Origin of the sequence: Streptomyces sp. NRRL WC-3549, from assembly GCF_000721935.1 — a bacterium.
Classification (GTDB): domain Bacteria; phylum Actinomycetota; class Actinomycetes; order Streptomycetales; family Streptomycetaceae; genus Streptomyces.
Map to the genome: position 1 here is coordinate 101960 of NZ_KL585414.1, position 6881 is coordinate 108840.

Annotated in this window: 4 protein-coding genes; 2 read left to right on the forward strand and 2 right to left on the reverse strand. The window is 73.0% G+C overall.

The features are described from left to right. Together IH13_RS0121745 and IH13_RS0121750 are read left to right on the forward strand one after the other, a co-directional pair. On the forward strand, window positions 1-759 hold a 759-nt coding region (locus tag IH13_RS0121745), incomplete at its 5' end, for an MFS transporter (protein ID WP_031086947.1). Window positions 760-1458: 699 nt separating this feature from the next. Continuing rightward, on the forward strand, window positions 1459-1977 hold the full coding sequence (locus tag IH13_RS0121750; RefSeq protein WP_031086949.1) for a lytic polysaccharide monooxygenase auxiliary activity family 9 protein: 519 nt from the start codon (window positions 1459-1461) through the stop codon (window positions 1975-1977). A gap of 559 nt (window positions 1978-2536) precedes the next feature. Here the strand turns inward: IH13_RS0121750 and IH13_RS0121755 are convergent. Together IH13_RS0121755 and IH13_RS0121760 are read right to left on the reverse strand one after the other, a co-directional pair. After that, a complete protein-coding gene (locus IH13_RS0121755) occupies window positions 2537-5479 on the reverse strand; it encodes a hypothetical protein (protein ID WP_031086950.1) in 2943 nt (980 codons plus the stop codon). 2 nt (window positions 5480-5481) lie between these two features. Beyond that, a partial coding sequence (locus IH13_RS0121760) for an HSP90 family protein (RefSeq protein ID WP_031086951.1) occupies window positions 5482-6881 on the reverse strand: 1400 nt, incomplete at its 5' end.

Sequence of the window (6881 nt, forward strand, 5' to 3'; positions counted from 1 at the left end):
GGCCTCGCCATGGGAATCGGTGGGCCCGCGGCCGCCTTCACCGTTGCCGGACTGCTCATCGCCCTGTCCCTGCCACTCCTGCTGACCATGCGGATACGCCCCCTCGTGGCGCCCGTCACGGAGCGGCCGGAGCCCGGCACCGCGCGGCAGGACCTGCTCGACGGCCTGCGCTACATCCGCCGCCACCGCCTCATCGGCCCGCTCGTCGCCGTCGGCGCCATCTGCGAACTCGGCCTCACCGGCACCCTCAACGTCGGCATGGTGCTCCTCAACGCCGAACGCGGCTGGGGTCCTTCCGGCTACGGCTGGATCGTCAGCAGCTTCAGCGCAGGAGCTGCGGCCAGCGCCGCGCTCCTCGCGATCGCCGGTTGGCTGCCGCGCGCCGGCCTGATGATGGCCGGGACGCTACTCGCGGGCTGCGCAGGTGCGGCCACGATCGCTCTGGTGCCGACCATGTGGCTAGCAGCGGTGCTGGCTGCGGCCGTCGGACTGTGTGCCGGCGTCTTCGGCAGCCTGGACACCGCCCTCATCCAGACCGCTACAGACCCGGCCTATCTGGGCCGGGTCACCTCCGTCGTCATGCTCACCATGGTCGGCCTCGCCCCCCTCAGCTATCCGCTGGTCGGTGCCGCCATCGGAGCCTGGGGCGCCGCCCCGGTGTTCGTCGCCTGCGGCATCTTCGCCGGCCTGGGTGTGGCCATCGCCCTGGCCTCCGACGCGGTGCGACAGGCCGAACTCCCCCGGCAACGGCCAGTGTGACGGGCTGACCACCCAGCCGCAGCCCAAGGGACAGCCCGTGTCAGCGGCCGGCCGTCGACCCTCGACGAGCTGCGATCACTCGCCCGTCCACACCGTCCGGATCGCGCAGTGCCCCCAGCCTCCGGGAAGGTACGGCCCGCCCACCCGCCGGACACGCGCCGTGAGTCACCCGAGCGCCGTCCAGGTGGAAGCCGTCGGGATCGGTCTCGTAGGCGGAGGCGGAGGCCGAGCCCGCAGCCAGCAGCCAGCAGCCAGCAGCCAGCAGCCAGCAGCCAGCAGCCAGCACAATGGTGATGGCCGGAGCTGACCTACGACGGGCTGCGGGCAGCCGAGGGGAAGGGCGGCGGAGGCGGACGCCGGCCGGCCGGCTCCGCCACCCGCCTGGTCACCGGGGCTGGAGGAACCTGGAGCCGCTCCCCCTGGGCAGAGGCGACCGGCCGACACCCGATGACGCCCGCAGTCGATGCCGTGTCACATGCTTGACACGAACACGTCCGCTTGTATGGTCTAGTCCAACAGAACTCGCCGCTCCGCTTCCGGAGTTGGGCCCTGTCGGCATCTCCGCACGCCGACGAGGACGGCGAGTGCGCGTGACCTTCGCGCTTCTTGGCCCCACCCAGAGGCCGTACCCGGCACGTGCGGTCACCCCCACATATGACCGCACACGCCCCGGAGCGGCCTGATGTGAAGGAGTTCCGTATGCACACCAGCAGGAAGACAGCGGCACTGATCGGTGCGGCCCTGGCCCCCGTCATCGCGATCAGTCTGCCCGCCGGGTCGGCGAGCGCCCACGGCTACATCTCGGATCCGCCCAGTCGGCAGGCTCAGTGCGCCGCGGGAACGGTGTCTTGCGGGGACATCACGTACGAACCCCAGAGCGTCGAAGGGCCCAAGGGCCTGACCAGTTGCAGCGGCGGGAACAGCCGCTTCGCGGAGCTCGACGACGACAGCAAGGGCTGGGCCGTCACCCCGGTCCCGAAGAACACGACGTTCTCCTGGAAGCTCACCGCTCAGCACTCCACCAGCACCTGGGAGTACTACGTCGGCGGTCAGCGGATCGCTGTGTTCGACGACGGCGGCGCCAAGCCGGGCGCCGTGGTGAACCACGAGGTCGACTTCGGCGGCGTCACAGGACAGCAGAAGGTGCTCGCCGTGTGGAACGTGGCCGACACCGACAACGCGTTCTACGCCTGCATCGACGTCAACGTCGGCGCCTGACGCATCGAGTGGGGCGAGGCCGGAGAGCGGTGCCCCCTCCCGGGTCTGCCGACCTCGCCCGATCTCGGGAGGGGGCTTTGCACGACAAGCCCCCTCCCGAGTTCCCGCCCGCCTCGCCTTCGTCCAGGAGTCGCCCTCGTGCAGTCCCGCGAACTCGCACTCCTGGCCGCCACCGGTGCGGCCGCCACCCTCTGACCCTGGTCCTCGCTCCGACAGCGGTCGCCCAGAAAGCGGGCGCGCGGTCCACGGCCGCCGAGTTCGTGCTCTCCGAGCACAGTTCGACGAGATGTTCCCGAGCGGTGGCAACCCGGACAGGTGCAGAGCCGTATCGACATCCACGAGCGCTTCACCCAGGTTCTGGCCGTCGAGCCCGGCGAGGGCCTCAGCTGCTGGCAGACCCTGAAGGAGGTTTCCGGCGGCCGTCGCCGCCTGTTCGCGGTGGATGTGGGCGGCCGGACTCTGCTTCACGTCCCGTCGGCGCCGACGGGACGTGAAGCACCCGCGTCCGGCGCTCGGCGTACGTGCGCCCCGTGCGCCCGGCCGTCCGCGGGGGCGGCCGTCACTCCTCGTCGCGCAGCCGGGCCACCAGAGAGGTCAGGGGCTCGGTCATCTCCGTGTGGCCGAGAGCGGTCAGGCGGGAGGCCCCCGCGTCGAGCCGGGCGATGGCGGGGTCGGCGCGTTCCAGGTAGATGCCCTCCACTGCGCCCGCGAGGCGTACGCACTCGGCCCACTCGCGGGCAATGCCCGCCTCCGTCCCCGGCTCGCCGAGCAGGGCGAGGGCCTCGTCGAGGGCGGCCAAGGCGTCCTCGTACGCGCCGGCGTAGGCGTTGACCCGTCCGTGTTCGTAGGCGAGGGCGGCGTCCAGGGGGCGGCCCTGAGCCTCGTACCCGGCGGCGCGGGCCTCGTCGGCGATGCGGCCGGCGTCGGATAGGAAGGCGAGGGCGCCGGCGAGTCCGTCGGCCTTCTCTCGCTGGGCCTGGAGGCGGGCGAGTTCGCGCAGGCAACTGCTGAGCTGCTCGTAGCGGGGGGATTTCGCGTGGGCGGCGATCGCCTGGTCCGCTACCTCGCGGGCCCGGCCGAACTCGCCGGTCTCGCCGGTCTCGCCGAGGAGTGTCGCTGTCTCCGCGACGATCATGGCGTGGCTGCCCGGGTCGTCGTCCCAGCCGGCCGACTCGGCCGCCAGGGAGACGAACTCCGCGGTCGCCGCCTTGGCGTCCTCCCCCTCGCGCAGGGCGCGGGCACGGGTCAGGCGCAGCTGGGCCACGAGGCGATCGTCCAACTCCCCGTTCACGACATCCGGTTCGGACAGGAGGGAGTCGAGCAGGGCGATGCAGTCCTCGACGCGGCCCAGATCCAGACTGAGCTGGGCCGCGTTGCTGTAGGCGCAGAACGCGTCGGTGCGGCTGCCGTGGCGCAGGTCCAGTTCCGCCGAGCACGTCAGGTGGCGCAGTGCCTCGTCGGGGCGGCCCAGGTGCATGCACGCCCCGGCCAGGTCGGTGTGGAGGCGAGCGGCGTCGACCGCGTCGGCGGGCCAGTCGGCGGCGAGGCGCAGCCCTTCGGTCAGGTCCGCGTGCGCCTGCTGGACGTCTCCGAGGCCGAGCTGGAGCCGGCCGCGCAGGGAGAGCGTACGGGGCAGGTGCCAGGCGGGGCCGTGCTCCCTCAGCCGGTGGAGGAGTGCGCCGATCTCGGTGACCGCGGCGGGCAGGTCGCCGGTGAGGGCGTGGGTACTGCACCGCAGGGCCTCGGCGCCGGAGATCTGGCCGATGATGTCGTGACGGGTGGCGAACTCGTGCAGCAGGTCCGCCTCGGCGAGGACCGGGGCGGCGTGTTCCTCGTTCCCCGACGTCTGCAGGCGCAGGCCGAGAGCGGTCGCCCGCAGCCGCAGCAGGCGGGCCTCCTGGTAAGGGGTGAGACCGGGGGTCTCCTCGTGCAGGCGGACCATGGCCGCGTGGGCGGCGGTCAGCGCGGCCACCTTCGCCTCGGTCCTGTCACCGTCCTCCGCCGGGATCTCCGCGGAGGCGAGCGACGCACAGGCACGGGCGACCGCCGCATGGCCCGGCAGACCGGCGTCCTCGTAGAGGCCCGCGCCCTCTTCGTAGCGCGCGGCGGCAACGGAGTGCTCGTCCTTCTCCCCTGCCCGGTTCGCCTCGTCCGCCACCAGGTCCGCGCGCAGGTGCAGGAGCGTGCCCACCGCCGGGTCGTCGGGGTGGGTGTAGTCGCGGGCGGTGGCGAGGGTACGCAGCCGCGCCCAGCAGGCCCGGGCGTCCGGGTGCCCCGCCTCGTCCAGGGCCCGCGCCCGCAGGATGAGTTCCGACAGCGACTCGGAGTCACCGGTGGCCTCGCGAACGGCGGGCGCGGTGGTGGGGGCGGCCGGGGCGAGGTCGTCGAAGCCGCGGGTGCGCAGGGTCAGTTCCAGCGCGTCCAGGAGCGGGGCGCGGTCGAGGCGGGCCCTGCGACGGTCGGTGTGGGCGGTGGTCCCGTTGCGGGTGTCGAAGCGGGCGGCGAGGTCGCCGGCGCGGTTCTCCACCTCGGCGCGCAGGGCGGTGACCGTCCAGGTACGGCCGGCGTGTCCGGCGGCGGGCAGTTCGCCGTGGCCGAGGAGTTCGACGCGCCGGAGGAGGACCTCCACACCGGTGAGGAAGTGGAACAGGTCCAGCGGTGACTCCACCTCGTCGAGCAGGCCCCGGTTCTCGGCGAGCAGTTCCAGGCCGCGTGCCTCGTTGCCGGTCAGCGCGCAGAACTCCAGGTGCCGGCCGACCTCTCCGGCCATCGAGGGGTTGCGGCGGCAGGCGCGGTAGCCGGAGAGGTGCAGTGTGCGGGCCTCGTCGGTGCGGCCGGTGCGCAGCAGGGGCAGCAGCGCGTAGGACGCGGAGCGGGCCGGCTCCTCCTGGCAGGAGGCCTGCCCGGCCAGGACCGGTTCCCAGGCGCGCAGGGCCCGCTCGTCGTCGCCCGCCGTGAGGTGGTGGAGGGCGCGCTCGCAGATCTCGCAGGCCTCGCAGTCGCTGAGCTGGGTGCGGGCGCGTGCCGCCCACAGCTCGTAGGCGAGGGCGGTGTCCTCGCCGATGTGGGCGGCGAGCTGGTACGCCTGTCCGTAGTACGGCTGGAGGCCCAGGCCGGCCTTCTCGTACCGGGCGCGCATCTCCGTGAGCCACTGCCGCAGGCCGGCCAGCGGTATCTCGGGGAGGGCGCGCAGGGCGTTGGCCACCCACTTGAACCGCCAGAACAGCATGTGGCGCAGGCGTTCGTCGAAGACGTCGGGCTGCTCGTCGAAGAGGGTGAGCAGGCGGGCGAAGACCACGGGCGACTTGCGGGGTTCGGAGCCGTAGGTGTACGCCTCCTGAAGTTCGAGGAGCGCCCGGACGAGCGGGATCGGTTCGGCGAACTGTTCGGCCGCCTCGACGAGTTCCTCGGCGGTGACGGTGCGGGTGCGGCCGTAGGGGCGCCGGTCGTTCTCCTGGAGCGCCTGGTACAGCTCGTCGGTGGTCTGGGGCGGGGTCGGCATCGTCAGCTGTCCTTGCGGAGGGCGTGGGCGAGAAGGTCGAGGAAGGAGCGGTTGATGAGGCTCGATTCCGAGGGCCTCAGCGGTCGCCGGGAGAGCAGCGCGGCCTGCCCGTAGAGGGCTTCGGCGCTGGTACGCGCCAGTTCGGGTGCGTCGATGGATATGGCGGTGCGGACCAGCGGGTTGAGCTGGTTGAGGATGAGCTGGGCCCGCGGAGCCTCCTGCCGCAGGGCGCCGAGGATGTCGCCCCACAGCCCGCCTTCCTGCTCGCGGGCGAGCTGGGAGCGGGTGCGCTCGTGCCGGGCCTCGCGGCTGTCGAGGAGGAGGGCGGGGGCGGAGACGGGCTGGAAGGTACGCAGCGCGACGTCGCAGTCGAAGACGGCGAGGGCGTCACGGGCCTGGGCGAGGTAGGCGGCGGCGGCCAGTTCCGTTTCGCGGTCCACCGGGTCGAGGTGGGCGGTGAGGGTCGTCGGGTCGAGGTCGGCGACGCTGGCCTCGACCCGGATCTCGGGCAGCCGGTGGACCAGCTCGCGGTCGTAGGTGTAGCCGCCGTTGACGACGCCGAGCCCGGCGGCCGAGGCGATCGCCGCCACCTGCCGGAACTCCTCCACGCTCGACGTCACGAGGACGGTGCGGTGGGTGCGGGCGAACGCGTCGAGGGTCGTGTGCCCGTCGGTGGTCTCGAACGGCAGCCAGGGCAGCAGCATCCGCAGGATCTCGTCGTCGTGCACCGCGAGCGACTTCACGGCCAGGTGGTGGGCGTGGAGGAAGCGGGTGAGCAGATCCGGGTCGCTGGCGGCGGCCCGGGCGATCCATGCGCGCAGCCGCTCGGCGAGGGCGTCACGCACGGCGGCTAGGGTGTCGTCCTCGTACAGGGACTCGCGGGACGCGGTCGGGCGCAGGCTCTCGGCGTCGACGACGCAGCGGACGAAGAACGCCCACTCGGGCAGCATCTCCTCCGCCTGTTCGGACAGCAGCATGCCCTTGACGTGTACGCGGTGGCCGTGACGACGCCCGGCGGGCACCGTCTCGGGCAGTACGCACGCGATGCCCTTCAGGCCCACGGCCGGCAGGTCCAGCTCGATGGTGTCCAGTGGCGTGAACCCGAAGACCGCTTCGCCGTACGCGGCCAGGGCGCGGGCACGGGACCCCGGCGTCGGGTAGGTGCGGGCCCAGGGAGCGGGTTCGGGGTTGACGGGCGCTCCCGGGCCGCCCGTGCCGTCGTCGAAGGTCACGGGGTGGCGCAGCAGGGAGCCGAAGTGCCGGGCCAGCGCGTGCACCTGCACCGGCCCGGTCCATTCGCCGGCGTCCGTGCGCGGTGTGAGGGTGATGGTGGTGCCGGGCAGGGGGCGGGCGGAGGCGGGCAGCGTGCGGACGGTGTAGCTGCCGTCGCCGCGTCCCCGCC